The 25,438-nt window shown below is 71.3% G+C and carries 25 protein-coding genes, 4 tRNA genes and 1 pseudogene; 8 read left to right on the top strand and 22 right to left on the bottom strand.

Going from position 1 to position 25,438, the window contains the following annotated elements:
• Positions 1-38: 38 nt before the first annotated feature.
• Positions 39-326: a preprotein translocase subunit SecE gene (gene secE, locus ACFRFC_RS25570; RefSeq protein ID WP_382680334.1), complete on the bottom strand. Its 288-nt coding sequence runs from the start codon at positions 324-326 to the stop codon at positions 39-41.
• A gap of 105 nt (positions 327-431) precedes the next feature.
• Positions 432-504 (bottom strand) — tRNA-Trp (locus ACFRFC_RS25565).
• Positions 505-786: 282 nt separating this feature from the next.
• Between ACFRFC_RS25565 and ACFRFC_RS25560 the strand changes: the two genes are divergently transcribed.
• Together ACFRFC_RS25560 and ACFRFC_RS25555 are read left to right on the top strand one after the other, a co-directional pair.
• Positions 787-2,013, top strand: a complete 1,227-nt coding sequence (locus ACFRFC_RS25560; protein WP_382680333.1) for a pyridoxal phosphate-dependent aminotransferase — start codon at positions 787-789, stop codon at positions 2,011-2,013.
• Positions 2,014-2,135: 122 nt separating this feature from the next.
• Positions 2,136-3,170: an adenosine deaminase gene (locus tag ACFRFC_RS25555; protein WP_382680332.1), complete on the top strand. Its 1,035-nt coding sequence runs from the start codon at positions 2,136-2,138 to the stop codon at positions 3,168-3,170.
• A 264-nt stretch (positions 3,171-3,434) separates the two neighbouring features.
• On the opposite strand, the gene ACFRFC_RS25550 is transcribed toward ACFRFC_RS25555, so the two are convergent.
• Positions 3,435-4,031: a TetR/AcrR family transcriptional regulator gene (locus ACFRFC_RS25550; RefSeq protein WP_382680331.1), complete on the bottom strand. Its 597-nt coding sequence runs from the start codon at positions 4,029-4,031 to the stop codon at positions 3,435-3,437.
• A gap of 177 nt (positions 4,032-4,208) precedes the next feature.
• Here ACFRFC_RS25550 and ACFRFC_RS25545 point away from each other — a divergent pair, with 177 nt between their 5' ends.
• Complete coding sequence (locus tag ACFRFC_RS25545; RefSeq protein ID WP_382680330.1) at positions 4,209-4,841, top strand: NAD(P)-dependent oxidoreductase; 633 nt, start codon at positions 4,209-4,211, stop codon at positions 4,839-4,841.
• A 29-nt stretch (positions 4,842-4,870) separates the two neighbouring features.
• Here the strand turns inward: ACFRFC_RS25545 and ACFRFC_RS25540 are convergent, their stop codons facing one another.
• From ACFRFC_RS25540 to ACFRFC_RS25500, 9 genes and pseudogenes are all read right to left on the bottom strand, one after another.
• Positions 4,871-5,926, bottom strand: coding sequence for a UDP-N-acetylmuramate dehydrogenase (locus ACFRFC_RS25540; protein ID WP_382680329.1), 1,056 nt, complete (start codon positions 5,924-5,926; stop codon positions 4,871-4,873).
• 189 nt (positions 5,927-6,115) lie between these two features.
• Positions 6,116-6,493 (bottom strand): annotated as a pseudogene (locus ACFRFC_RS25535) (hypothetical protein); the annotation flags it as partial.
• 149 nt (positions 6,494-6,642) lie between these two features.
• Positions 6,643-8,139, bottom strand: a complete 1,497-nt coding sequence (locus ACFRFC_RS25530; RefSeq protein WP_382680328.1) for an MFS transporter — start codon at positions 8,137-8,139, stop codon at positions 6,643-6,645.
• Between the two features lie 211 nt (positions 8,140-8,350).
• The gene (locus ACFRFC_RS25525; protein WP_382680327.1) at positions 8,351-8,920 is read right to left on the bottom strand and encodes a TetR/AcrR family transcriptional regulator; all 570 of its coding nucleotides are present in this window, start codon (positions 8,918-8,920) and stop codon (positions 8,351-8,353) included.
• A 144-nt stretch (positions 8,921-9,064) separates the two neighbouring features.
• Positions 9,065-9,493, bottom strand: coding sequence for a MaoC family dehydratase (locus tag ACFRFC_RS25520; RefSeq protein WP_382680610.1), 429 nt, complete (start codon positions 9,491-9,493; stop codon positions 9,065-9,067).
• Positions 9,494-9,498: 5 nt separating this feature from the next.
• The gene (locus ACFRFC_RS25515) at positions 9,499-9,951 is read right to left on the bottom strand and encodes a MaoC family dehydratase N-terminal domain-containing protein (RefSeq protein WP_382680326.1); all 453 of its coding nucleotides are present in this window, start codon (positions 9,949-9,951) and stop codon (positions 9,499-9,501) included.
• 134 nt (positions 9,952-10,085) lie between these two features.
• Positions 10,086-10,250, bottom strand: a complete 165-nt coding sequence (rpmG, locus tag ACFRFC_RS25510) for a 50S ribosomal protein L33 (protein WP_003948671.1) — start codon at positions 10,248-10,250, stop codon at positions 10,086-10,088.
• An 86-nt stretch (positions 10,251-10,336) separates the two neighbouring features.
• Positions 10,337-10,409: transfer RNA gene (locus tag ACFRFC_RS25505), tRNA-Met, on the bottom strand.
• A gap of 46 nt (positions 10,410-10,455) precedes the next feature.
• Positions 10,456-10,528: transfer RNA gene (locus tag ACFRFC_RS25500), tRNA-Thr, on the bottom strand.
• Between the two features lie 581 nt (positions 10,529-11,109).
• On the opposite strand from ACFRFC_RS25500, the gene ACFRFC_RS25495 reads away from it, so the two are divergent.
• Together ACFRFC_RS25495 and ACFRFC_RS25490 are read left to right on the top strand one after the other, a co-directional pair.
• On the top strand, positions 11,110-12,402 hold the full coding sequence (locus ACFRFC_RS25495) for an amidohydrolase family protein (protein ID WP_382680609.1): 1,293 nt from the start codon (positions 11,110-11,112) through the stop codon (positions 12,400-12,402).
• Positions 12,403-12,538: 136 nt separating this feature from the next.
• The gene (locus ACFRFC_RS25490; protein WP_382680325.1) at positions 12,539-13,195 is read left to right on the top strand and encodes an NAD(P)H-binding protein; all 657 of its coding nucleotides are present in this window, start codon (positions 12,539-12,541) and stop codon (positions 13,193-13,195) included.
• Between the two features lie 22 nt (positions 13,196-13,217).
• On the opposite strand, the gene ACFRFC_RS25485 is transcribed toward ACFRFC_RS25490, so the two are convergent.
• Both ACFRFC_RS25485 and ACFRFC_RS25480 read right to left on the bottom strand, forming a co-directional pair.
• The gene (locus ACFRFC_RS25485; protein ID WP_382680324.1) at positions 13,218-13,430 is read right to left on the bottom strand and encodes a hypothetical protein; all 213 of its coding nucleotides are present in this window, start codon (positions 13,428-13,430) and stop codon (positions 13,218-13,220) included.
• 120 nt (positions 13,431-13,550) lie between these two features.
• Positions 13,551-13,632 (bottom strand) — tRNA-Tyr (locus tag ACFRFC_RS25480).
• 225 nt (positions 13,633-13,857) lie between these two features.
• Here ACFRFC_RS25480 and ACFRFC_RS25475 point away from each other — a divergent pair.
• Positions 13,858-14,346 (top strand): YajQ family cyclic di-GMP-binding protein, encoded by a 489-nt coding sequence (locus ACFRFC_RS25475; RefSeq protein WP_382680323.1) that lies wholly within the window; start codon positions 13,858-13,860, stop codon positions 14,344-14,346.
• Between the two features lie 132 nt (positions 14,347-14,478).
• On the opposite strand, the gene ACFRFC_RS25470 is transcribed toward ACFRFC_RS25475, so the two are convergent.
• Positions 14,479-14,745 (bottom strand): GlsB/YeaQ/YmgE family stress response membrane protein, encoded by a 267-nt coding sequence (locus ACFRFC_RS25470; protein WP_382680322.1) that lies wholly within the window; start codon positions 14,743-14,745, stop codon positions 14,479-14,481.
• A 218-nt stretch (positions 14,746-14,963) separates the two neighbouring features.
• Here ACFRFC_RS25470 and ACFRFC_RS25465 point away from each other — a divergent pair, with 218 nt between their 5' ends.
• Positions 14,964-16,214: an APC family permease gene (locus tag ACFRFC_RS25465; protein WP_382680321.1), complete on the top strand. Its 1,251-nt coding sequence runs from the start codon at positions 14,964-14,966 to the stop codon at positions 16,212-16,214.
• A gap of 81 nt (positions 16,215-16,295) precedes the next feature.
• On the opposite strand, the gene ACFRFC_RS25460 is transcribed toward ACFRFC_RS25465, so the two are convergent.
• Positions 16,296-16,862, bottom strand: a complete 567-nt coding sequence (locus tag ACFRFC_RS25460; RefSeq protein WP_382680320.1) for an SMI1/KNR4 family protein — start codon at positions 16,860-16,862, stop codon at positions 16,296-16,298.
• Positions 16,863-16,866: 4 nt separating this feature from the next.
• A complete protein-coding gene (locus tag ACFRFC_RS25455) occupies positions 16,867-17,733 on the bottom strand; it encodes a hypothetical protein (protein ID WP_382680319.1) in 867 nt (288 codons plus the stop codon).
• Positions 17,734-18,017: 284 nt separating this feature from the next.
• Between ACFRFC_RS25455 and ACFRFC_RS25450 the strand changes: the two genes are divergently transcribed.
• The gene (locus tag ACFRFC_RS25450) at positions 18,018-18,419 is read left to right on the top strand and encodes a YccF domain-containing protein (protein WP_382680318.1); all 402 of its coding nucleotides are present in this window, start codon (positions 18,018-18,020) and stop codon (positions 18,417-18,419) included.
• A gap of 15 nt (positions 18,420-18,434) precedes the next feature.
• Here ACFRFC_RS25450 and htpX read toward each other — a convergent pair whose 3' ends face one another.
• The 5 genes from htpX to nuoK all read right to left on the bottom strand — a co-directional run bounded on the left by htpX (position 18,435) and on the right by nuoK (position 25,038).
• A complete protein-coding gene (gene htpX / locus ACFRFC_RS25445) occupies positions 18,435-19,298 on the bottom strand; it encodes a zinc metalloprotease HtpX (protein ID WP_382680317.1) in 864 nt (287 codons plus the stop codon).
• A gap of 243 nt (positions 19,299-19,541) precedes the next feature.
• Positions 19,542-21,065, bottom strand: a complete 1,524-nt coding sequence (locus tag ACFRFC_RS25440) for an NADH-quinone oxidoreductase subunit N (protein WP_382680316.1) — start codon at positions 21,063-21,065, stop codon at positions 19,542-19,544.
• Positions 21,062-22,636 (bottom strand): NuoM family protein, encoded by a 1,575-nt coding sequence (locus ACFRFC_RS25435; protein WP_382680315.1) that lies wholly within the window; start codon positions 22,634-22,636, stop codon positions 21,062-21,064. Before ACFRFC_RS25435 ends, ACFRFC_RS25440 begins: the two co-directional genes overlap by 4 nt.
• A gap of 6 nt (positions 22,637-22,642) precedes the next feature.
• The gene (locus tag ACFRFC_RS25430; protein ID WP_382680314.1) at positions 22,643-24,631 is read right to left on the bottom strand and encodes an NADH-quinone oxidoreductase subunit L; all 1,989 of its coding nucleotides are present in this window, start codon (positions 24,629-24,631) and stop codon (positions 22,643-22,645) included.
• A complete protein-coding gene (nuoK, locus tag ACFRFC_RS25425; RefSeq protein ID WP_382680313.1) occupies positions 24,628-25,038 on the bottom strand; it encodes an NADH-quinone oxidoreductase subunit NuoK in 411 nt (136 codons plus the stop codon). The genes ACFRFC_RS25430 and nuoK overlap by 4 nt, the downstream gene beginning before the upstream one ends.
• Positions 25,039-25,438: the final 400 nt, after the last annotated feature.

Here is a 25,438-nt window from a genome sequence, read left to right as displayed (position 1 = left end):
CGAAAGGGGCGCCGGTCAGGGCGCCCTTCGCTTTCAACTCAGCCGAAGACGTACTTCGCTGCGTGGTCAAGGCCATAGTCAATCAGAGTAACGAGGCCGATCATGATCACAACGAAGATGATCACCACGGTGGTGTACGTGGTCAGCTGATTACGCGTCGGCCAGACGACCTTGCGAAGCTCGGCGACGACCTGGCGGTAGAACAGCGCGAACCGCTTGAAGGGGCCCTTCTTCGCACGCTTGCCGCCCTTACGAGTCTTCTTCTTCGACTCCGGCGTCTCATCCTGGGCATCAGGCGTGTCGATGGAGCCCACGGCGTCCGTCATTCATCCTCACCTGGTCCCGGGTCGTGGCCGTGCCGCGCCCGGTCCGAGCCGCACGGCGGTGCAATGCTGTAGATACCTGCGCACACATCCTGGTGATGCGTGAAGCAGGGCCGGAGGGACTCGAACCCCCAACCGCTGGTTTTGGAGACCAGTGCTCTACCAATTGAGCTACGACCCTTTGCGTGCCCCCCAACGTACCGCATCCGCCCGGGTGCTCGGTGTGCACCGGGTGAGCGCGGCCCGCTGAAAGCCAACGAGGTGAGAGTGTACGTGTTCCGGGGCCGGGCGTCGAACAGAATGCGCCCGTGGGAGCGCTGTCCGTACGGGTTCGGGCGCAGATCACCGGAAGATCACCTGGCCATGCGGCGGTTCCGGACGGATGTTCTGGGGCCGGACCGATCCTGTTCAGTAGATGAAACCCGCGTGCCGGGCAGGTTTCGGGTCTGAAACCATGGGACCCATGAGCGCTGCAACCCCTCCCACCGAGCGCCGGGTCTCGGCCCGCGTCGGGGCGATCTCCGAGTCCGCCACCCTCGCCGTGGACGCCAAGGCGAAGGCCCTGAAGGCCGCCGGGCGTCCCGTCATCGGCTTCGGCGCGGGTGAGCCCGACTTCCCGACGCCGCACTACATCGTCGAGGCCGCCGTCGAGGCGTGCAAGAACCCCAAGTACCACCGCTACACCCCGGCCGGCGGCCTGCCCGAGCTGAAGGCCGCCCTCGCCGCGAAGACGCTGCGCGACTCCGGTTACGAGCCCGACGTGTCGGAGATCCTCGTCACCAACGGCGGCAAGCAGGCGATCTACGAGGCGTTCGCCGCGATCCTCGACCCGGGCGACGAGGTCATCGTCCCGGCGCCGTACTGGACCACCTACCCGGAGTCCATCCGGCTGGCCGGCGGTGTCCCGGTCCCGGTCGTCGCCGACGAGACGACCGGCTACCGGGTCAGCGTCGAGCAGCTGGAGGCGGCCCGCACGGACCGCACGAAGGTCGTTCTGTTCGTCTCCCCCTCCAACCCGACCGGCGCCGTCTACTCCCGCGAGGACACCGAGGCCATCGGCCACTGGGCGCTGGAGCACGGCCTGTGGGTGCTGACCGACGAGATCTACGAGCACCTGGTCTACGGCGGTGCCACGGCCCCGTCGCTGCCGGCCCTGGTGCCCGCCCTGCGCGACAAGTGCATCGTCGTCAACGGCGTGGCCAAGACCTACGCCATGACCGGCTGGCGGGTGGGCTGGATCATCGGCCCCAAGGACGTCGTCAAGGCCGCGACCAACCTCCAGTCGCACGCCACGTCCAATGTCGCCAACGTCTCCCAGGCCGCCGCGCTGGCCGCCGTCTCCGGTGACCTCACGGCCGTCGAGGAGATGCGCGAGGCGTTCGACCGGCGCCGCAGGACGATCGTGCGGATGCTCAACGAGATCGACGGCGTGCTCTGCCCCGAGCCCGAGGGCGCGTTCTACGCGTACCCGTCGGTGAAGCCGCTGATCGGCAAGGAGATCCGCGGCAAGCGCCCGCAGGACACGGTCGAGCTGGCCGCGCTCATCCTGGAGGAGGTCGAGGTCGCGGTGGTCCCGGGCGAGGCGTTCGGCACGCCGGGCTATCTGCGGCTGTCGTACGCGCTCGGTGACGAGGACCTGGTCGAGGGCGTCAGCCGGATCCAGAAGCTGCTGGCGGAGGCACGCGACTGACCCGCACATATGTATGGACGGGCCGTTTCCCCTCGGGGAGGCGGCCCGTTTTTTCGTGCGAGCAAGACCACGAACGGGGAAAGCGGTACCGACACGCGCGGGCGGTGCGGCAGGATCCTGGAATGGAACGTGTACGTGATGTCTCCGCTCTTCCGAAGGCCCATCTGCATCTGCACTTCACCGGCTCGATGCGCCCGGCGACCCTGCTGGAACTGGCCGACAAACACGGGGTGCGGCTGCCCGACGTGCTGACCGAGTCCCTGGTCAGCGGCGAACCGCCGAAGCTGCGGGCCACGGACGAACGGGGCTGGTTCCGCTTCCAGCGGCTCTACGACGCCGCGCGCTCCTGCCTGCGGGACCCGGAGGACATCCAGCGGCTGGTGCGCGAGGCCGCCGAGGAGGACCTCAAGGACGGTTCGGGCTGGCTGGAGATCCAGGTCGACCCGACGTCGTACGCGCCGCGGCTGGGTGGGCTGATCCCGGCGCTGGAGATCATCCTGGACGCGGTGGAGACAGCGGGCCGGGAGACCGGGCTCGGGATGCGGGTGCTGGTGGCGGCGAACCGGATGAAGCATCCGCTGGACGCGCGCACGCTCGCCCGCCTCGCGGTGCGGTACGCGGACCGGGGCGTGGTCGGGTTCGGGCTGTCCAACGACGAGCGCCGCGGCATGGCGCGCGACTTCGACCGGGCGTTCCACATCGCGCGCGAGGGCGGGCTGCTGTCGGCGCCGCACGGCGGCGAGCTGACCGGTCCGGCGTCGGTGCGCGACTGCCTGGACGATCTGCACGCGGACCGGCTGGGGCACGGGGTGCGCGCGGCGGAGGACGCGCAGCTGGTCAAGCGGCTCGCGGACCGGCAGATCACCTGCGAGGTGTGCCCGACGTCCAATGTGGCGCTCGGGGTGTACGAGAAGCCGGAGGACGTCCCGCTGCGCGCCCTCTTCGAGGCCGGTGTCCCGCTGGCGCTGGGCGCCGACGACCCGCTGCTCTTCGGCTCGCGGCTGGCCGCCCAGTACGACGTGGCCCGCGAGTACCACGGCTTCTCGGACGCCGAGCTGGCGGAGCTGGCCCGGCAGTCGATCCGGGCGTCGGCGGCACCGGAGACGGAGAAGAGGGAGCTGCTGACGGGGGTCGACAAGTGGCTGACGACCGGCTGACTGCGGGGCGGGCCGTGACCGGCTGAAGGCTGGTCGCCCGGTGTCTGACTGGCGGCTGGGTGGGTGGTGACCGTGGTGGTGACCGGCTTGGTGGAGACCGTGGTGGTGACCGGCTTGCCGTGACCGCGGCCGCCTACTGGCCGCCCCGGTGACCGGCCGGGCCGACGGCCGGCTGCCCGGTGACGGGCTGACGACGTGCCGGGCGGCAACCGGCTGGGTGGTGACGGCCGACGGCCGGTGCGGGAGCGGGCGGCGGGCGGGCCGTCAGGCCGCTATCGCGGCGACCAGGGTGCGGGAGATCCGCCGGGCGAAGTCGTCGACCGGGGGCCGTACGCCGTCCTGGGTCGCGTCGTAGGCGAACGCGCGCTGGGCGCAGGCGCCGAGCAGCAGGGAGGCGGCGGCGAAGGTGTCCGCGTCGGGACGCAGCCGGCCCGCCGCGCGCTCGGCGCGCAGATAGCTCTCCAGGTCCCGGATGACGAGGTGCGGCCCGAGGCCCATCTCGCGCATCGCCGTGTCGTGCCGCCGCTTGAGCTGGGTCTCGGCGTACAGGGACCCGGCGATCGGGAAGCTCTGCTCGTAGAACAGCGACGCCTGCCGGGCGATCTCGGTCAGGTTCTCCTCCAGCGAGCCCCCGCCCGGCTCGGCGGCGAGGGCGCTCAGCAGGGGCGTCAGGGGTGGCAGCCGCTCGGTGAGCACCTTGATGAACAGCTCTTCCTTGTTGGCGAAGTATTTGTACAGCGCCGCCTCGGAACACCCGGCCGCCCTGGCGATCTCCTTGGTCGTGGCGCGGGCCAGCCCCACCGAGAGCATCAGCTCATGGGCGGCGTCGAGGATGCGGGCGCGGGCCGGTCTCTGCTGCATGACACCCAAGGGTCGCACCCCCTCCGGCCGCCGCGCTCTCGGCACTCACCGGGCTCACCGGGTTCACTGGGGCTCTCCGCACTTGACGGGTGGGTGAGCGCCTACCCACTCTGGAGCGGACAAGGGGTGAGTGTTCACTCACCCGCTCAGTCGCTCCACGGGAGTACGGAGTACGTCATGAAACTCACCGTTTTCGGCGCGACCGGCGGCGTCGGCCGCGAGATCGTCCGCCAGGCACTGGCATCGGGCCACCAGGTCACCGCGGTGGTACGGGATCCCGCGCGGCTGCCGGTGACCGGTACGGGCCTGGAGGTGTTCCGCGCGGACCTCGGCGATCCCCAGGCACTGCGGGACGCGGTCGCCGGGCGCGACGCCGTGCTGTCCGGGCTCGGCGCCCGCAGCCGCAAGGACGCCGGGATCACGAGCCGTCTGACCCGTGCGGTGCTGCGCGCGATGGAGACGGAGGGGGTCCGGCGGCTGGTGGTGGTCAGCGCCGCGCCGGTCGGTCCGAAGGCGGAGGGGGAGGGGCCGCTGGACCGGGCGGTGCTCGGCATCGTCTCCGCCGTCCTGAAGGACGTGTACGCCGACCTGCGGGAGACGGAGGCGGAGCTGGCCCGCAGCGCCACGGACTGGACGGTCGTACGACCGCCCCGCCTCCAGGACAAGCCGCTGACCGGCGTCTACCGCACGGTCGTCGGCGGTTTCCCGCGCAAGGGCCGCTTCCTGGGCCGCGCCGACGTGGCACACGCGATGCTGGCGGCGTTGACGGACGCGCGGACGGTGAAGCAAGGGGTGGGGGTGGCGTACTGACCTGCTCCTCTGCCGGGCCACCGCGCCCCCTACAGGCTGACGCCGACCGTCACCGGCTCATTGACCAGCGTGATCCCGAAGGCGTCCCGCACTCCGGCGACGACCTCGCGGGCGAGGGCGAGGAGGTCCTCGGTGGTGGCCTCGCCCCGGTTGGTGAGGGCGAGGGTGTGCTTGGTGGAGATCCGGGCCGGGCCGCTGCCGTAGCCCTTGGTGAAGCCGGCCTTGTCGATCAGCCAGGCCGCGGAGGTCTTGGTACGGCCCTCCCCCGCCGCATAGGCGGGCGGTGCCGCGCCGTCGCCGAGCCGCTCCCGCACGCGCGCGTGGAACACCGCGAAGTCGGCGTCGGTGAGGATCGGGTTGGTGAAGAACGAACCGGCCGACCAGGTGTCATGGTCCTCGGCGTCCAGGACCATGCCTTTCCCGGCCCGCTGCTTCAGCACGGTCTCGCGCGCGTCGGCGAGCGGCACGCGCTCCCCCGCCTCGACGCCCAGCGCGCGGGCGGTCTCGGCGTACTTCAGCGGCGCGGACAGCCCGCCCGCGTCCTCCAGCGCGAAGCGGACACGCAGGACGACATAGCGCTCGGGGTCGTCCTTGAAGCGGCTGTGCCGGTAGGAGAAGGCGCACTCGGCGTTGGTGAGCGTGACCGTCTCGCCCGCGCGGCGGTCGTAGGCGAGCACCTCGGTGATGGTGGTGGAGACCTCCTGGCCGTACGCCCCCACGTTCTGGATCGGGGTCGCGCCCGCCGAGCCCGGGATGCCGGCCAGGCACTCGATCCCGGCGAGCCCGGCGTCCACCGCGCGGGCGACGGCGTCGGTCCACACCTCACCGGCGGCCACTTCCAGCCGCGTGCCCGACAGGTCGAACCCGCGGGTGGCGATGCGCAGGGCGGTGCCGTCGAAGCCCTTGTCCGAGACGACCAGGTTGGATCCGCCGCCGATCAGCAGCAGCGGCGTACCGCAGGCGTCGGCCGCGCGGACCGTGTCGATCACCTCGGCGTCCGTCGTCGCGGTGACCAGCCGGGTCGCGGGGCCGCCCAGCCGGAAGGTGGTCAGCGGGGCGAGCGGGGCGTCGTGGAGTTCCTGCACGCGCCCAAGACTACGAGACGGCACTGACAACGCCGTGCCAGGACAGCGGCGTACGGGAAATGCGGTCCTTCACGCGCGCGTGGAGGACCGCGCGAAGCTGTCGTACGGCCCTCCACTTCGGCGTGTCGCCTACGACGATGACGATGACCCTGGTGACGAGGACGCCTGGGATGCGGACGCCTGGGCCGACGACAGCTGCCGTCGGGCCTCCTCCCAGGTCACCGGCAGCCGGTCGGCCGGGGTCGTCCAGGTGGCGAACGCGGCGTCACGCATCCGGGGCGCGAGGCCCCGGGCGGTCGGCGCGTGCGGGCCGGAACGGGCGAACTCCTTGAGGGCCTGGGGCGACTCCCACGCGGACAGCGTCCAGAAGGTCCGCCGGACAATCTGCGCCTTGAGGGTGGCCCCGTAGGCGCCGGGCGCATGGCTCACCTGCCGCCACACCTGAGGCGTACGGGCGAAGAAGCACAGGGCGCCCCACAGGGTGCGGGTCTCGAAACGGGACGCGAAGACGTACACGTCGGACGCGGGAGGCGGGGGGTTGGGAACGGTCCAGGGAAGGGTGGGCATGACGGGCTCCTCTCGGGTGAAGCCGGTGGGTGGGGTGCGGTGGAGGGGCGATGCGGGTGGGTCGGACCGGTCACCCGGATCCGGCGGGTCGGACAGGTCACCCGGATCCGGCGGATCCGGCGGGTCAGACGGGTCAGCGGGCCGGAGGGTCAGCGGGAGACGGTGTCGGCGAGCCGGTCGGCCGGTACGCGCGCGGGAGCCGTGTCGGCACCACCCGGGCGCGCGGCGGCGGCCCGCCGGGAGGGGATCGCCAGGGCGGCGGCGCCCGCGAGTGCGACCAGCGCCGCGCCGACGACAAGGGCGGGCCGGAGCCCGTCGACAAAGCTCTGGGCACTCTCGTAGCCGCCCTGGGCCGCGAAGATCGACGACATGATGGCGATGCCGAGCGCGCCACCGACCTCGCGCAGCGCGTTGTTGGCGCCGGAGGCGATGCCCTGCTCCTTGGTGACGACGCTCGCCATGACGAGGGCGGAGGCCGGCGCGAAGAAGAGGGCCATGCCGATGCCGCTGAGGATCAGTCCGGGCAACTGGCCGGCATAGGAGGCGTCGGCGGTCACCACGGTCGCGAGGTAGCCGAGCCCGGCCGCCTGGAAGAAGAGCCCCGCGGCGACGACGGGCCGCCCGCCGATCCGGTCGGACAGGATGCCGGCGAGGGGCGCGAGAAGCATCGGCATGGCGGTCCAGGGCAGCATCCTGAGGCCCGCCTCGGTGGGCGAGTAGCCGAGCACGCCCTGCATGTACTGGCTGAGCAGGAAGATCGACCCGAACATGCCCAGGAACATCAGCATGCTCGCCGCGTTGATCCCGGCGAACGCGCGCGACCGGAACAGCCGCATGGGCAGCATCGGCGCGGCGGCGCGGCTGCCGTGCAGCACGAACCCGGCGAGCAGCGCACCGCCGCCGAACAGCCCGAGCAGCACGGGGGTGCCGGTCCAGCCTTCGGCGGGCCCGCGCACCAGCCCGAACACGATTCCGAAGAGCCCGCCGCTGGCGAGCAGGGTGCCGCGGATGTCGAGCGGGGCACCGGTGCCGTACGACTCGGCGAGCCGCAGCCGGGCCAGCGGCAGCAGGGCGATGCCCAGCGGAACGTTCAGCCAGAAGATCCACTGCCAGGACACGTGTTCGGTGAGCGTGCCGCCGATGAGCGGCCCGGAGGCGACGGCGAGCCCGTTCACGGCTCCCCATATGCCGTACGCCATTCCCCGCTTCTCGGCCGGAACGGCCGCCGTGAGCAGGGTCAGCGTCAGCGGCATCATGACGGCCGCGCCCACGCCCTGCACCGCGCGGGCGGCGATCAGGGCGTCGATGCCGGGCGCGAGCGCCGCGGCGGCGGACGCGACGGTGAACAGGGCGAGCCCGCCCATGAACATCCGCCGCCGCCCGAACCGGTCCCCCAGCGCCGCGCCGAACATCAGCAGGACAGCGAACGTGAGCGTGTAGGCGCTCACCGTCCATTCCAGATCGTGCAGCGCGCCCCCGAGGTCCTCGCGGATCGAGGGCAGCGCGGTGGTGACGACGAGGTTGTCCAGGGCCGCCATGAACCCCGCGACACCGGTGATGGCCAGCGCCCAGCCCATGCCCCCACGACGTACGCCCGGCGCGGCGCGCCCTTGTGTCTGATAGCCCTTGGCGTTGTGCTGTGACATCGCTCCCCCAGTGAGAGGACGGATCTCTTGCTGATTGATTAGTGATCAATAACTAAATTCAGAGGTCAGGAGGGTGGGAAATGGAGAAAGCCGACCCCGCCGAAGGCGGCTAGTCAATTAATTATCGCTAACTACCTTCATCGATCATGGAACGACCGACGGCAGAGCAAGGCCCTCATGCCTCATGTTCCCGCCCGCGCGGGCGGGACCCTCAGATCTCCAGGCGGCCGGCATCCCGCGCGGACGGATACAACCCCGCCCAGACCCGGTGCTCGGGCGGGAACCCCATCGCGACCAGCGAGTTGATGAGCATGCCGTGCGCCATGAAATTCGTCGTCTCGTGGACGTCCGCGCCGAGCGGAAGATGCACGGTGTCCCACAGCCGCATCCAGCCGGCCCGCACCGCGTCACCCAGCTCATGGTCACCGGCCTGTTCGGCGGCGGCGACCGTGACGTACATCTGCATCTGCATCAGCAGCCGGTCGGGGTCCTCCTGGACGAGGCGGGCATAGGCGTTCGCCATGGCGGTCATGGCCTCCGCGCCCTCCAGTCCGTCGGACACCTCCTCGAAGGTCCGGGTGATGTCGTCCATACATCGCTGGACGGCCGCCAGAAAGATCGCTTTCTTGCCCGGGAAGAGCCGGAAGAGATACGGCTGTGAGACACCGACCTTCTTGGCGATGGTCTCGGTGGAGGTGCCGTAATAGCCACCGCGGGCGAATTCCTGCGCCGCCGCGCGGATGACACTCTCCCGCCGCTCCGCTGCGCTCATCCTGACCATGCAGCCAAGTTAGTACTCAATCACTAACTTGGTCAAGGGGAGAGGGAAAGAGGCAGAGGCTGCCGGTCTGGGGGCGAGTAAGGGGGACGAGTAAGGGGCACTCGCCATGGCGAGTGCCCCTTACTACCGACCTCTGCGTACGACTCAACCCAGCCGGACGACCGCCCGAGACATCCCCAGCACCTTCTGCCCGCCGCTGGTCGCCGTCAGATCCACGCGCACGGTGTTGTCGTCGAGCTTGACCGCGACCTTGCCGGAGACCTCGATCAGGGCGCCCTCGTCGTCGTTGGGGACGACGACCGGCTTGGTGAAGCGGACGCCGTACTCCACGATCGACCCCGGATCACCGGTCCAGTCGGTCACCACACGGATCGCCTCGGCCATGGTGAACATGCCGTGGGCGATGACGTCCGGCAGCCCGACCTCCGTGGCGAACTTCTCGTTCCAGTGGATCGGGTTGAAGTCCCCGGAGGCCCCCGCGTACCGGACGAGGGTGGCGCGCGTCACGGGGAAGCTCTGCGCGGGCAGTTCGGTGCCGACCTCTACGTCGGCATAGGCGATCTTGGCGGTCATCGTGCTCACGCCTCCCCGGCCGCGCGGGCCACGAGCTTGGTCCAGGCGGTCACGACGTGCTCGCCGGCCTCGTCGCGCACCTCACCGCGGATGTCCAGGATGTCGTTACCGGCCATGGACTTGATCGCCTCGATGGTCGAGGTCACGGTCAGCCGGTCACCCGCGCGGACGGGACGGACGTAGGAGAATTTCTGGTCGCCGTGCACCACACGGCTGTAGTCCAGGCCCAATTGCGGATCCGCGATGACCTCTCCCGCGGCCTTGAAGCTGATCGCGAACACAAAGGTCGGCGGCGCGATCACATCCGGGTGACCGAGCGCCTTGGCCGCCTCCGGATCCGTATAGGCCGGATGGGCGTCCCCCACCGCCTCCGCGAATTCACGGATCTTCTCCCGGCCCACCTCGTAGGGCTCGGTGGGCGGGTAGCTCCGGCCCACGAAGGACTGGTCGAGCGCCATGGCTCCGGACCTCCTGATGTCTGCTGTCACGGCCGCCGGGCCACGGCCTGTGCGCCGGCCCGTCGGACACCGGCCTGTCAAACGACACGAGGCCGCCCCCTGGATACGGGGGCGGCCTCGTGTACGAGCCTGATTCAGCGCGTCTCGCGGTGCGCAGTGTGCGCGTTGCAACGCGGGCAGTGCTTCTTCATCTCCAGTCGGTCCGGGTTGTTACGCCGGTTCTTCTTGGTGATGTAGTTCCGCTCCTTGCACTCCACGCAGGCCAGCGTGATCTTCGGGCGGACGTCGGTGGCAGCCACGTGAGTGCTCCTTGACGGGATAGGAAGGTTGAACGCATAAAAGAGTAGCCGATCGAAGGACCGACCCCGCAATCGGCTACTGTCAGTAGCGGTGACCGGACTTGAACCGGTGACACAGCGATTATGAGCCGCTTGCTCTACCGACTGAGCTACACCGCTGTGATGCGGTCGGGCCCCGCCTTACGACGGGAACCTCACACACCAGAGCCCCAAAACGGAATCGAACCGTTGACCTTCTCCTTACCATGGAGACGCTCTGCCGACTGAGCTATTGGGGCGAGCGATGAAGACATTACACGCTCGGCAGCCGTTCACCCAAATCCGTTTCGCCGGACCCGTCCACCCCGATCGCGGCCTTCGTCCCCGCCTCGTACCGGCCCCGACCCGGCCCCGATTCGCCGCTGTCCCGGGCGCCTCAAAAGCCTCTCCCGCCTGTACAACCACACCGGTACGACTATTGCGCTCCTCCCCGTGACGCGCGGATCGCCACCCTAGGCTCGACTCACTCTGTGTGATCTTGCGCGGCGGCACACGGCCAGAGCCGCACAGCGGGAACCACACGCCCCGGCCCACAGAAACGAGCCACTGGAGCGCGATGCCCGACAGCCAGCCGCAGCCGCCCCACTCGCCCGATTCGCCACCGGCTTCGCCCCCCGACGCCACGTCCGCCTCCGGCTCGGTGTCCGGCTCTGCATCCGAAGCGGTCTCCCCGTCGCCCTCTCCATCGCCCTCCTCCTCGCCCTCCCGATCGGCATCAGGATCGGCATCCGAAGGGGCGCCTGAAGCGGCATCCGAAGGGCCGGCGGAGGGCCCGACCGTAGGTCCGGCCGGAGGGGCATCCGAATCCATCGCCGAATCGATCGCCGATTCCGTCTCCGGTACGCAGCCGTCGTCACCAGGCCCTTCCCCCAGCTCACCGGGGTGTTCGCCGGGAGCCTGGGCTGCCAACGACACCGCGTCGCTGCTCCTGTGCGGCGCCCGGCTCACGGACGGCCGGACCGTGGACGTACGGCTGGGCGGCGGCCGGATCGAGGCGGTCGGTACGGCGGGCAGCCTGGGCGGTGGCCGCGGCTGCGGCACGCGTGTGGACCTCACCGGCTATCTGCTGCTGCCCGCCCCCGCCGAACCCCACGCCCACGCCGACACCGCCCTCACCGCCGACGAGGACGGCCCGGTCTCGTACCACCCCGGGGACGTCCAGCGCCGCGCCACGGAGGCGGCCCTGCTGCAACTCGGGCACGGCGCCACCGTCTTGCGCGCGCATGTGCGCGTGGGCGACGTCCAGGGGCTGGGCGCGCTGGAGGCGGTGTTGCAGGCCCGGCGCTCGCTGCGGGGGCTCGCCGAACTGACCACGGTGGCGGTGCCGCGCGTGCTGACCGGCCTGGCGGGCGCGGACGGACTGGCGATGCTGCGGGACGCCGTGAAGATGGGCGCCTCGGTGGTGGGCGGCTGCCCCGACCTGGACCCTGACCCGACGGGCTACGTGGAGGCGGTCCTGGACGTGGCCTCCGAGCACGGCTGCCCGGTCGACCTGCACACCGACGCCGCCGACCCGGCCCGGCTGTCCCGGCTCGCCGCGATGGCCGGCGGACTGCGGCCGGGGGTGACGCTGGGCCCGTGCGGGGGCCTCGGCGAACTCCCGTCCGAGCTGGCCTCCCGTGGCGCCGACCAGTTGGCCGCCGCCGGGGTGACGGTGGTCTGCCTGCCCCAGGGCGGCTGCGGCGGCCTCGACCGCCGGGGCACGGGCACGGCTCCGGTACGGCTGCTGCGGGCCGCCGGTGTCCGGGTCGCCGCGGGCGGCGGCGCCCTGCGCGATGTGTCCAACCCGGTCGGCCGCGGCGACCCCCTGGAGGCCGCGTACCTCCTGGCCTCGCGTGAGGGTCTGCGCCCCGAGGACGCCTACGACTGCGTCAGCTCCGCCGCCCGCGCGGCACTCGGCCTCCCCGAGGTCCGCGTGGAGGCCGGTTTCCCCGCCGAACTGCTGGCCGTGCGGGGCGACCGCCTCTCCGGCGCGCTCTCCCTGGCCTACAGCCGCATCGTGGTGCACAAGGGACGTGTGGTGGCCCGCACCAGCGCGGTCCGCGAGTACTGCAACTCCGCGGCGGCTGCGGAGTTGGGGCTGCCCCGGCAGGGGCGGGGGGAGTTGTCGTGACGGAGCGGCGCGGGGAGTGCGGGAGGTATGGGGGGCGCGCAACGTGAGGCGTGGGGCGCTGCCGTGAGTCGCGTGCCCCGTGTGCCGTGCGAAAGGCATGCGGCAAACGCCGCGGTGCGGGCGTACGGTCGAAGGCATGCGCATGGTGATTGCTGGTGGTCATGGTCAGATCGCGCTGCGGCTGGAGCGCTTGCTCTCCGCGCGCGGGTACGAGGTCGCGGGCATCGTCCGCCGGGTGGAACAGGGCGACGACCTGCGGGCGGTGGGCGCCGAACCGGTTCTGGTGGATCTGGAGTCGGCGTCGGTCGAGGAGGTCGCGGCGCATCTCCAGGGAGCGGACGCTGCGGTGTTCGCGGCGGGCGCCGGTCCGGGCAGCGGCGCGGCCCGCAAGGACACGGTGGACAAGGGTGCCGCGGTGCTGTTCGCCGACGCGGCGGTCCGCGCGGGCGTGCGGCGCTTCATCGTCGTGTCGTCCTACGGCGCCGATCCCGGGCACCCGGGCGACGAGATCTTCGACCGCTATCTGCGCGCCAAGGGCGCGGCCGACGCCTATGTGCGGGGCCTGGACGCCCTGGACTGGACGATCCTGCGCCCCGGTTCTCTCACCAACGACGCCAGCAAGGGCCTGGTCCGGCTGGAGGCGCACACCGGCCGTGGCTCGGTCTCCCGCGACGACGTGGCCGCCGTACTGGCGGAACTCCTGGAGACCCCCGCGACCGCCGGTCTGACCCTCGAACTGATCAGCGGCTCGACGCCGGTCCCGGTGGCGGTCAAGTCGGTGGCGGGAAACTGACGCCGCCGGTCCCCCGCTCCCGCTAGAAAAGCGGCAGTTGCCCGGAGAACTCCGGCAGGACATATCCGTCCAAGCCCGGCTGCACGGCCCCGAGTTGTGCCGGTCTGCGTGAGCCCGGACACGAGACGAGCCGCCCGCTCTCCCGTGTTCCGGGCGGGTCGTGCCGCGCGAACCGCCCCGCGACGACAGCGATCTCGCGAAGGCACTCGGCACACTTCCTGCGACGCGACGACATACCCCCAGTCTGCCCGCCCCCACTGACATCGCCCCCTACACCCGGCCGGCAGCGGGGCGCGGACACGGCAAAGGGTCCGTGGCCTGTGATGATCACAGGCCACGGACCCTTTGTTCCGTGTGGCGGCGCCAGGATTCGAACCTGGGAAGGCTGAGCCGGCAGATTTACAGTCTGCTCCCTTTGGCCGCTCGGGCACACCGCCGGGGGACGCTGCCTTTCGAACCACTTTTCGGCGGTCCTCGCTGGCAACGACGTAAACAATACCCGATGCCAAGGGGTGCTCCGCCACTCGATTGATCGGCGCTCCGGGCCAGGTGGGTGGCTAGGCTTGTGCGGATGCGGACCCGGTTCTGCACCGGGCTCGGCGCCCGTTCGCGGTCCGTCGTGACGCATCCGTTTCGCCCCCTGATACAAGGAGCCACAGGACATGGCCGACTCCAGTTTCGACATCGTCTCGAAGGTCGAGCGGCAGGAGGTCGACAACGCCCTCAACCAGGCCGCCAAGGAGATCTCGCAGCGCTACGACTTCAAGGGCGTCGGCGCCTCCATCGCCTGGTCCGGGGAGAAGATCCTCATGGAGGCCAACTCCGAGGACCGGGTCAAGGCTGTTCTCGACGTCTTCCAGTCCAAGCTGATCAAGCGCGGAATCTCCCTGAAGGCGCTCGACGCGGGCGAGCCCCAGCTCTCGGGCAAGGAGTACAAGATCTTCGCCTCGATCGAGGAGGGCATCTCCCAGGAGAACGCCAAGAAGGTCGCGAAGATCATCCGTGACGAGGGCCCCAAGGGTGTGAAGGCCCAGGTCCAGGGCGACGAACTGCGCGTCACCTCCAAGAGCCGTGACGACCTCCAGGCCATCATCGCCCTGCTCAAAGGACAGGATTTCGACTTCGCGCTTCAGTTCGTGAACTACCGGTGACCGTCCTGCGGCCCGCCGTCGGCCCGGTCCTACCGGCGCCCGGCGGCGCTCACGTCCGGTGACCCCGCAGCCGGCCGAAAGGGCGGGCGCCCGCACGGCGCCCGCCCTTTCCGCTGCCCGGCCCGCGGTCGGTCAGCTGCGCGAGTTGCCGAACAGCAGGCGGTAGATGATCAGCAGGACCAGCGAGCCGCCTATCGCCGAGGCCCAGGTGGCGCCGTCGTAGAAGTCCTCGGTGATCGGGTGATCCAGCCAGCGGGCGGAGATCCAGCCGCCGAGGAACGCGCCCGCGATGCCGATGAGGGTCGTCCCGATGAAGCCACCGGGGTCACGACCCGGCAGCAGGAACTTGGCGATGGCTCCGGCCAACAGTCCCAGAATGATCCAGCTGATGATGCCCATGCCGTGAACCTGCCCTTCCGCACTGTGCCCGTGCCGTTCACACCTTGTGATCTTCGTCCCGCCGAGCGGCACTCCGGCCGCGCGTGGCGCCGTCGTACGTCATGCGGTTGCCGCCCGGTCGTGCCCCTCGCGCGCGTCGGTCAGCTGTTCGCGTCGCGTTGGTGAAGAGGACGTCGTCCCGGTACGTGGCGGTTGCAGCGATCAGTAGGGTGCGGCGCATGACACAGTCCTCCGGGCCGGAACTGCGGCGCACGCTCGGCGTCGGTGACGCCGTGGTCATCGGGCTCGGCTCGATGATCGGCGCCGGGGTCTTCGCCGCGCTGGCCCCCGCCGCGCGCACGGCGGGGACGGGTCTGCTGCTCGGGCTCGCGGTCGCCGCCGCGGTCGCGTACTGCAACGCCGCCTCGTCGGCGCGGCTGGCCGCCCGGTATCCGCAGTCGGGCGGCACCTATGTGTACGGTCGCGAACGGCTCGGTCCCTTCTGGGGCTATCTGGCCGGCTGGGCGTTCGTGGTGGGCAAGACGGCCTCCTGTGCCGCGATGGCGCTCACCGTGGGCGCGTATGTGTGGCCGGGGCAGGCACATGCCGTGGCAGTGGCGGCCGTGGTGGCGCTGACCGCGGTGAACTACGGCGGCGTCCAGAAGTCGGCCTGGCTGACCCGGGCGATCGTGGCGGTCGTGCTGGCGGTCCTCGCTCTCGTGGTGGTCGTGTGTCTGGGGTCGGGCGAGTCCGAGGCGGGGCGGCTGGACATCGGGGCGTCCGGTGGCGTCGGCGGGGTGCTTCAGGCGGCCGGGCTGCTGTTCTTCGCGTTCGCCGGGTACGCGCGCATCGCGACCCTCGGCGAGGAGGTGCGCGACCCCGCGCGGACCATCCCCCGCGCGATTCCGCTGGCCCTCGGCATCACGCTGGCGGTGTATGTGTGCGTCGCGGTCGCCGTCCTCTCCGTCCTTGGCCCGGACGGTCTCGCGCGGGCGAGCGCGCCCCTCGCCGACGCCGTACGGGCGGCCGGGATGCCGGAGCTGGCACCGGTGGTGCGGGTCGGCGCCGCCGTGGCCGCGCTGGGCTCCCTGCTCGCCCTGATCCTGGGCGTCTCCCGGACCACGCTGGCCATGGCCCGCGACCGCCATCTTCCCGGCGCCCTGGCCGTCGTACATCCTCGCTTCCAGGTTCCGCACCGGGCGGAGCTGGCCGTCGGCGCGGTGGTCGCGGTCCTCGCGGCGACGGTCGACGTGCGTGGTGCCATCGGTTTCTCCTCCTTCGGTGTGCTGGCGTACTACGCGATCGCCAACGCGTCGGCCTGGACCCTCGATCCGGCACCGAGGCATCGCCTGGTGCCGGCGCTGGGCCTCCTCGGGTGCGCGGTGCTGGCCTTCGCCCTGCCGGTGGGGTCCGTGGTGGCGGGAGTGGGGGTGCTGATGGTGGGCGTGGTGGCGTACGGGGTGCGTGGGCGGTGGGGGGCCGCGCGGTAGGGCGGCACGGGCAGGCGGAAACCGGGATTGCAGGACCAGAGGGCAGGGAGGCAGGGGGAGCTGGGGGGGGCGGGGAGGGCCCTAGCTCGTGGGTCTTCGCGGTGTCCGTGTGTGGGAGGACTCCCAGGGTGTCAGGTCCATGCCTTCGTTCGTCTCCTCGTACCAGCCTGTGCCGTCCATCCAGGTGCGCAGCCAGGCGTCGAGGCTCGGGGCGTCCAGGTACCAGGCGTGCTCCGCGTCGTCCGCGTTCGGTTCGAAGAGCAGGACGGGAGCCTGTGGGGCGAGGCAGTCCACGCAGGCGAACATCCCGCAGCCCCAGTGGGATATCGGCAGGACGGCTTCGGGCCAGAGCCAGTCGGCGTCGTCCCCCTTCCAGCCGCGCCGGGTGAGGTATTCGGCGACCGAGGACGACTCCTCGGAGGGAGAGCTGTCGAGCAGCGGCAGCAGACCGTACTCCGGGCCGAATCCGCCGTCGCCTATCCGTACGTACAGCTCCGTGAGCAGTGGGGGCAGCCGGAATCCCAGGGTGGCTTCGGCGCGGGCCACCGTGGCCGGGTCCACCGGGGCGGGGAGGGAGGTCCGGCCCCACGAGTGGTCGTTGTGGGCCTTGTCCCGCACCAGCCTCAGCAACTGCTCGTTCTCGGTCATGACTTCATGGTGCCGTGCGGCACTGACAATCGGGGAGACCTGTGGACAACCCCGAGAATGTGGATAACCTCGCTGTGGACAACTCCGGGCGACGGCGGCCCGGTGCCAGACGAGGGTGAAGCCCGGGGCCGTTGACCGCCTCGCCGAGGGCGCAGAAGAATCCGGGGTGGGCGGTGATGTGGCGGCCGTTGAGGTGGTAGGTGGTGTCGGCGGGGCTGTCCCGGCGGCCGTGCGGGTGGTTGTCCAGCGCCGTCCTCGGCCAGAACTCGCGGCCCGCCGTGTCGCAGCGGGCCCAGCTCCCTGGCTCGGGCGGGCGGCCCTCGCTCCACAGCCGCCAGACCTGCTCGGCCGCGAGCGGGGGCCGCTCCGACCAGGGCGCGAGGGTGAGGTCGACGCGCCGGGGCCGTGCGCCGACGGTGTCCAGGACAGCAGCCGTCCTTCTGCCGCCGGCTGCACCGGGCGGCCCGGACGTGTCGACGCGGAGCAGCTTGGCCCCGCCCGGCGGCCGCTCTCCCGCGTCCAGCGCGGCGCGCGGCCCAGCATGCCTACGGGTGGTGGTTGGGGTGGCTGGGGTGATTCCCGTCGTATGTGGGCCAGGTCCCAGCAGGTTCCGTACGGCTCGCCCGATGCGGACAGGGTCCGGTAGCCCCGGGGACAGGGGTGGGCACTGCGGGTGGTCGCCTGGGGTGTCCTCGGAGGACGGGCCTTCGACCGTGAGGTCGAGCAGGGACAGGTTCCGGGCGCAGGGGCGGGCGCCCAGGACGCGGTTCTCCTCCAGGTACCACTCGCCTACGGCGGTTGCGTGGCGGTCGAGGATCTCCAGGGTCAGGGGCCCGAGCGGTGCCGAACCCTCGGTACGCGCGCGTGCCACCGTCGTGCGCAGAGCGCGCCGAGGCGCGCAGCCCAGCAGTTCGTGGGTCTCCAGTGCCGGGGACGGTTCGCCGGCCAGGAGACCGGTGACGTCCGCCCGCCAGCCCCAGGTCGGCGCGATGTCCCGCAGGTCGTCCGTACGGGGTCGGTCACGCCGTGCGGTATCGCGTCCCGTGGGTCGACGTGGAGCCGCGCGGAGTCGCTGCGTTTTCCCTTGTCCGCGCGCACGCTGGATACTGGCAGGTGGGACCGGGCCCGAGCGGAATCCGCAAAGGGGCAGTGACTGTGAAAATCATCAATCTGATCCTCAACATCCTCTGGCTGATCTTCAGCGGGATCTGGCTGGCGCTGGCCTACACGCTGGCGGCGATCATCTGTTTCATCCTGATCATCACCATTCCGTTCGGCGTCGCCTCGCTGCGGATCGCCGGGTATGTGCTCTGGCCGTTCGGCAGGACGACCCAGGTCAAACCCGGGGCCGGGGTGGGCTCGCTGATCGGGAATGTCATCTGGATCGTCTTCGCGGGCTGGTGGCTCGCCATCGGGCACATCATCACGAGCATCCCGCTCTTCCTGTCGATCATCGGGATCCCCTTCGGCTGGGCCAACCTCAAGATGATCCCGCTCTCCCTGATGCCGCTGGGGCAGGAGGTCGTCTCGACGGACCGGCGCTTCGCCGGCTGGTGAGGCGCCCCGCGCGGGTCACGGCCGGCGGCCCGCCATCTGCTCCAGACGGGCGATGCGCTCCGCCATCGGCGGGTGTGTGGAGAACATCTTGGACAGGCCCTGGCCGGGGCGGAACGGGTTCGCGATCATCATGTGGCTCGCGGTCTCGATCCGGGGCTCGGGGGGCAGCGGAAGCTGCTTGGTGCCCGCCTCCAGCTTGCGCAGGGCGCTGGCGAGGGCGAGCGGGTCGCCGGTGAGCTGGGCGCCGGAGGCGTCGGCCTCGTACTCGCGGGAGCGGCTGATGGCCAGCTGGATGACCGTGGCCGCGAGCGGGCCGAGGATCATGATCAGCAGCATGCCGAGCAGGCCGGGGCCGTCGTCGTCGTCGGAGCGGCCGATGGGGATGAGCCAGGCGAAGTTGACCAGGAACATGATCACGGAGGCGAGGGCGCCGGCCACCGACGAGATCAGGATGTCCCGGTTGTAGACATGGCTCAGCTCATGGCCGATCACACCGCGCAGCTCGCGCTCGTCCAGCAGGCGCAGGATGCCTTCCGTGCAGCACACCGCCGCGTTGCGCGGGTTGCGGCCGGTCGCGAAGGCGTTCGGTGCCTCCGTCGGGGAGATGTACAGGCGCGGCATGGGCTGGCGGGCCTGCGTGGACAGCTCACGCACCATCCGGTACAGCGCAGGCGCCTCGAACTCGCTCACCGGGCGGGCCCGCATCGCGCGCAGCGCCAGCTTGTCGCTGTTCCAGTACGCGTACGCGTTGGTCCCCAGCGCGATCAGGACCGCGATGATCAGGCCCGTGCGGCCGAAGAGGCCGCCGATGACGATGATGAGTGCGGACAGTCCCCCGAGGAGTACTGCGGTCCTGAGCCCGTTGTGCCGGCGGTGCACGGTACGCCCTCCAAGTGGTGCGGCAGGGGAACCCTTTGCTGTCTGATGTCCGATGGTCACCGGTGTGCCGTGGTGTCACGTCCAGTGGACCCTCCCGTTCTGGTCAACGCCAGGCGAGGGCCGCTAGTTCCCTTTTGTTCGCGCGCGCCGGGGTGGGCCGTCCGGGTCACGGGAGGGGTGAGGGGGGACGGGACGGAGACGGGACCATAAGGGGCGCGCCGCGAGGACGCGCCCTGCCCCGGGTCAGAAGAGGGTCGTGTCCGCGAAGCGCAGGACGAGCTGAGGGGCGCCGGACAGGGCGATGCCGATGACGGCCGTCAGGGCGATGGCGGCGGTGACGGGCGCGGGGGCGCGGTGGGCGGCGGGCTTGCCCTCGGGGGCGCGGAAGAGCAGGGCCGTCCACTGGAGGTAGTAGTACAGGGCGATCACGACGTTGGCGGCCATGACGACGGCGAGCCAGCCGAGGCCCGCGTCCACGGCGGCGGAGAACACCGTGACCTTGGCGAACAGGCCGATGATGCCTGGGGGCAGTCCGGCCAGGCAGAGCAGGAAGAACGCCAGGAGGAGGGCCGTGAGGGGGTTCGTGGCGTACAGGCCCCGGTAGTCGGTGAGGCGGTTGCGGGGCTTCGTACGGGCCACCAGTGCGGCCACGGCGAAGGCGCCCAGGTTCACGGCGGCGTACATGAGGGCGTAGGCGAGGGTGGAGCCGACGGAGCGTTCGGGGTCGCCGGAGTACGCGGCGGCGGCGATCGGGACGAGGAGGTAGCCGGCCTGGCCGACGGAGGACCAGGCGAGCAGGCGTACCGCGCTGTACGCGCGCGTGCCGCGCTGCCGGAGGGCGCCGACGTTGCCGACGGTCATGGTGAGGGCGGCGAGCGCGGCCAGGGCGGGGCCCCAGACGTCGGCGTACGACGGCAGGGCGACGACCGTGACCAGGATCAGGCCGGAGAAGCCGACCGCCTTGCCGACGACCGACAGATAGGCGGCGATCGGCAGCGGGGCGCCTACGTACGTGTCGGGCACCCAGAAGTGGAAGGGCACGGCGGCGGTCTTGAAGGCGAAGCCGACGAGGGTCAGGACCAGGCCTGTCTGGACGAGGGTGCCCAGTTGCCCGTCCACGTCCTGGATCCGCGCGGCGATCTCCGTGAGGTAGAGGGTGCCGGTGGAGGCGTACAGGAAGCTGACGCCCAGGAGGGTGACGGCGGTGGCGGTGACCGAGGAGAGGAAGAACTTCAGGGCGGCTTCCGAGGACCTGCGGTCGCCGTACTTGAGGCCCACCAGCGCGAAGGCGGGCAGGGAGGCGACCTCCAGGGCGACGATCAGGGTGGCCAGGTCGCGGGAGGCGGGCAGCAGGGCGGCGCCGGCGGCGGAGCACAGCAGCAGGAACCAGTACTCGCCGTCGGGGAGGCCCTCGCGCGGGTCCTTGAGGGCGGTGACCGACAGCAGGGCGGTCAGCAGGGCGCCGCCGAGGACCAGGAACTGGATGACGAGGGTGAAGCGGTCCGCGGTGTAGCTGCACACGTCCGGGTCGCCGGTGAGGCAGAACGTGGAGCGGTCGCCGTCCAGGAGCGGCAGCAGCATCAGGGCCGCGGCGGCGAGGCCCGCGACGGACACCCAGCCGAGCAGCGCCTTCCTGCGCTCGCCCACGAAGAGGTCGGCGACGAGGACGGCGAGGCCGACCACAGCGGCGATGGTGGGCGGGGCGATGGCGAGCCAGTCGACGGACTGGACCAGGGACGCGGCCCCGGGCTGGGCGAGGACGCTCATCGGGTGCCTCCTGAGAGGAGCTGCTGCACGGCCGGGTCGGTCAGGCCCAGGAGGGTCTTCGGCCAGAGTCCGGCGACGACGGTGAGGACGACGAGCGGGGCCCAGGCCGCGTACTCGTACGTCTGTACGTCGGCGAGCCGGGGGGCGTCCTGCGGGACGGTGCCCATGCAGACGCGGCGGACCACGATCAGCATGTATGCGGCGGTGAGCAGGGTGCCGAACGCGGCGATGGACATGAAGGTCAGGAAGGCGGGGCGGCTGAGTCCGGCCCCCGGATCGAACGCGCCGAACAGGGTGAGCATCTCGCCCCAGAACCCGGCGAGACCGGGCAGGCCGAGCGAGGCGACCGCGGCGAACGCGAGCAGTCCGCCGAAGCGCGGGGCCCTGCCGTACAGCGCGGCGCCGGTCTGTTGGGCGAGCGCGTCGAGGTCGGTGCTGCCGGTACGGTCCTTGAGCGCGCCGACCAGGAAGAACAGCAGGCCGGTGATCAGGCCGTGGGCGATGTTGGCGAACAGGGCGCCGTTCACGCCGGTCGGGGTCATCGACGCGATGCCGAGCAGGACGAAGCCCATGTGGCCGACGGAGGAGTAGGCGATGAGCCGCTTCAGATCGCCCTTCGCGCCCTGTTTGGCGAGGGCGAGACAGGCCAGGGACCCGTAGATGATCCCGACGACGGCGAAGGCGGCGAGGTAGGGCGCGAAGGTCCGCATGCCGTCGGGTGCCACGGGCAGCAGAATTCGGACGAACCCATACGTACCCATCTTCAGCAGGACGCCGGCCAGCAGGACCGAGCCGACGGTCGGGGCGGCGGTGTGGGCGTCCGGCAGCCAGCTGTGCAGCGGCCACATCGGGGTCTTCACCGCGAGCCCGAGACCGATCGCCAATACGGCGATGACCTGCACGGATGTGGTCAGCGACCGGCCGTTGTCAGTGGCGAGTGCCATCATGTCGAAGGTGCCCGCGTTGAGACCGATCAGCAGCAGGCCGAGCAACATGACCACGGAGCCGAGCAGCGTGTAGAGGATGAACCTCATCGAGGCACGGGCCCGGCCCTCACCGCCCCAGCGGGCGATGAGGAAGTACATCGGGATCAGGACCATCTCGAAGGCGAGGAAGAACAGCAGCAGATCGAGGACGGCGAAGGTGGCGAGGGTGCCGGACTCCAGGACGAGCAGCAGGGCGACGAACGCCTTCGGGGTCGGGCCCGAAGGCATCTTGAAGTAGGAGTAGAGCGCGCAGAGGAAGGTCAGCAGCGCGGTCATCACCAGAAGGGGGAGGGAAATGCCGTCGATGCCGAGGTGGATGCGCACATCGAGCGCGGGGATCCAGCTGATGTCCGTGCTGGCCTGCATCTTCGACGGCTGGTCGTGGTCGAAGCCGAGGACCAGGACGATCGCGGCGGCGAGGACCGCGCCGGTCACGGTCACACCGTGGCGCAGCACGGCCTGTCCGGGTGACTTCCCCTTCAGTCCGGGCGGGGCCGGCAGCAGAGCCGCGGCGGCGCCGAGAAGCGGCCCGACGACGATGAACGCCAGAAGGAACTGCATCACGGACTCGTTGATATCGATCACGCCTGCTCACGCTCCCGTGGCGACGAGGACGGCGGCGACCGCGAGAACGACGGTGCCGGCGAGCAGCGCGCTCACATAGGTCTGCACATTGCCGGTCTGGGCGCGGCGTACGGCGGCCCCCAGCCAGCGCGGTAGCGCCCCGGCTCCCTGGACGTAGGTGTCGACGACCTCGCGGTCGAGGAACCGGACGAGACTCGCCGCGGCCTGCACCGGGCGGACGAACAGCGCCGCGTACAAGGCGTCGACGTGGAAGCCGGCGGCGGCGGGGCGGTGCAGCGGGCCCAGCAGCAGCCGTCCGGGGTCCGCCGGGTCGGGCGCGTCGGCGATGTCCCCGTAGGCGGGCGTGTGGGTGGCGATGGCCTCGGCCTCCACCGCTCCGGCGTCGGCCTCGGGGTGGGCGGCGACGGCGCCCAGGGGGGCGAGGGCGGCGCGGGTGTGGCGCCAGGCGGCGTAGGTGGCGATGCCGCCGGCGAGGGCGGCGCCGGTGCCCAGGACCGAGGTCAGCAGGGTCGGGGCGAGGTCGCCGCCGTCGAACCAGCCCTGGAGCCCGCGGTAGGCGAACCCGCCGAAAGCGAGGGAGGGGGCCGTGAGGACCCAGAGCACGAGGGTCATGGTGAGCGGCTGGCGGCCGTGGTCGGGGGCTTCCTCGCCGTGGCCGCGGAAGGCGAGCAGCCACAGGCGCATCGCGTAGGCGGCGGTGAGCACGGCGGTGACGAGTCCGGCGACCAGGACGATCCAGCCCGCGGCGGCGGGGGCGGGGGCGCCGTGGCCGACGGTGACCTGCTCGGCGGCGCCGAGCACGGACTCCTTGGAGAAGAAGCCGCTGAACGGCGGGATCGCGGCCAGCGCGAGCAGGGCCACGGTCATCGTCCAGTAGGCGTCGGGGACGCGTTCGCGCAGGTCGCGCATGCGGGACATGGCGGCGAGCGAGTTGGTGCCGGCGGCGTGGATGATCACGCCGGCGGCGAGGAACAGCAGGGCCTTGAAGGCGCCGTGGGACAGGAGGTGGAAGACGGCGGCACCGCGGTCGCCGACGGCGAGGGCGCCGGTCATGTAGCCGAGCTGGCCGATGGTCGAGTAGGCGAGGACGCGTTTGATGTCGTCCTGGGCGAGGGCGGCGAGGCCCGAGCCGGCCATGGTGACGGCGGCCATCACGGCGAGGACGACCATCGCGGCGGCGGACGCCTGGAAGACGGGGAGGAGCCGGGCGACGAAGTAGACACCGGCGGCGACCATCGTCGCGGCGTGGATCAGCGCGGAGACGGGCGTGGGGCCCGCCATCGCGTCCGGGAGCCAGGTGTGCAGCGGGAACTGGGCCGACTTGCCCGCGACCCCGGCGAGCAGCAGGAGGGCGATCAGGGTCGGGTGGTCCAGGCCGCCGTCGGCGACGGTGCGCAGGATCTCGGTGATCCGGAAGGAGCCCGCGTCGGTGGCGAGGGCGAACAGACCGATGAGGAAGGGGACGTCGCCGAGCTTGGTGACCAGGAATGCCTTGAGGGAGGCGGCGCGGGCCTCGGGGGTCTCCCAGTAGTGGCCGACCAGGAAGTAGGAGCAGATGCCCATGACTTCCCAGCCGACGAGCAGCACCATCAGATCGCCGGAGTAGACGACCAGGAGCATCGCGGAGGTGAACAGCGAGACGAGGGCGGCGTAGGAGGGGTAGCGCGGGTCGTCGCGCAGATAGCCCATCGAGTAGATCTGCACGCAGCACGCGATGAAGGCGACCAGCACGGCGACGAGCGCGGCGAAGCCGTCGATGTGCAGGGCGAGGTAGACCGGCACGGAGCCGGTGGGCGTCAGCTCGGTGGCCGCGTCGATCGGGGCGTCGCCGCCCTGGCGCACGGCGACCAGGACGGTGAGGACGAGGGAGGCGAGGACGGGCAGGACCGCCAGCGGGCGGACGAAGCCGGGGCTGGTGCGGCCGACGGAGAGGCCGGCGGCGGCTCCCAGGAAGGGCAGGAGGGGGACGAGAACGGCGAGGGTGGTGGTCGTCACGCGGTGGCCTCAGCCTTCTCGGCGGCCCGGTCGGCCGGGGGGAGGTCGCCGTCGGGGCCGGCGTCATCGTCGGGGGCGTCGTCGTCGGGGCCCTCGGCGGTGTCGCGGAGCTTGTCGATGTCGGAGGTGCCGCGGTTGCGGTGGACGGCGAGGACGATCGCGAGGCCGATGCCGATCTCGGCGGCGGCGATGGCGATGGTGAACAGGGTCAGGGCCTGGCCGGAGTGCAGGGTTTCCTCGGCGGCCTTGCTGAGCCAGACGTCGAAGGCGACGAGGTTGAGGTTGACGGCGTTGAGCATCAGCTCGACGGACATCAGCACCAGGATCGCGTTGCGGCGGGCGAGGACGCCGTACAGGCCGGTGCAGAAGAGGAGGGCCGACAGCACGACGGGATAGGCGAGATGCATCAGCGGGCGCCTTCCTGGTCCGCGGGCGCCTGCGGGGCGGGGGTGGGGGTGGGGGTGGGGGTGGTGCCGGGCTTGATGCCGGGGGCGGTGCCGATGCCGGGGGCGGTGCGGGTGCTGGGGGCGCGGCCGGTGCCAAGGTCGGTGCCGGGAGCGGTGCCGGTGCTGAGGTCGGGTCCGGCGCCGGGAGCGGGTCCGGTGCCGGGGGCGGGCTCAGTGACGAGAGCGGTGCCCGGGCCGGGAGCGGGCTCAGTGACGGGAGCGGTGCCGGGGCCGAGGTCAGGTTCGGGGCCGGGGCCGGTACTCGGGGCGGGTCCGGTGCCGGGGCCGGTGCCGGGGTCGGTGCCGGGGTCGGGCCCAGTACCAGGGTCGGGCCCGGTGCCCGGGGGAGGCGCGGTGGTGC

This window comes from Streptomyces sp. NPDC056734 (assembly GCF_042790455.1).
Classification (GTDB): Bacteria; Actinomycetota; Actinomycetes; order Streptomycetales; family Streptomycetaceae; genus Streptomyces.
Note: the sequence above shows the minus strand (reverse complement) of the source record. Positions and strands in the feature narration are given on the sequence as shown.